The organism is Paraprevotella clara YIT 11840 (genome assembly GCF_000233955.1).
Lineage (GTDB): Bacteria > Bacteroidota > Bacteroidia > Bacteroidales > Bacteroidaceae > Paraprevotella > Paraprevotella clara.
Window position 1 is genome coordinate 1 of the sequence record NZ_JH376713.1, and the last position, 552, is coordinate 552.

1 protein-coding gene is annotated in these 552 nt (G+C 38.8%); it reads right to left on the reverse strand.

Features of this window, described 5'->3' with window-relative positions:
* Positions 1 to 509, reverse strand: a 509-nt coding sequence (locus tag HMPREF9441_RS17245) for a DUF5686 family protein (protein WP_216593521.1), incomplete at its 3' end; no start/stop codon positions are given.
* Positions 510 to 552 lie beyond the last annotated feature (43 nt).

Here is a 552-nt window from a genome sequence, read left to right on the forward strand (position 1 = left end):
GTTAAGTCAGTTCCACCGATAGTATGGGTGTCCCAATAACTATCTTCCTTTCTGAACTGGTTTTTTGATATTTTTACTACTTGTTGGTCGTAAAAGGTAGCAGGTTTGGGCTGGTTGAGGATAATATGCGAGAAAGATATGTTGTTTTTTACATATAATCCTTTTTCTTCGTCTTTTTTAGTCAAAAGAGTAAAATCGCCCTCCTGAATTTCGCGTTCAGGTAGGTAGATACTGTCATTTTGTATGCTAAAATACTTCTCAAAAGAGAGACCGCGTACCAAATTGATGTTTGTTTTAGGGGTGGTACGCATTTGTATTGATTTTACTATATAGGTTTTAGTATCTACTTCAAACTTCCCTTCGAGTGCTAAATCTTGGTCATCTCGGGGGAAGAAGTTGATGCGGTAGAACGAGCGGTTGCCGTCTTGTATGGTGTCGCTTAGCACGTATAGATACACCCCATAACCAAACTCTGCCAATGGGCTAACAAAAGGCTTGTTGAGTATCATATAAGTATTGTCGTAAATGTCGAAATCGTCAAATGATTGGCTT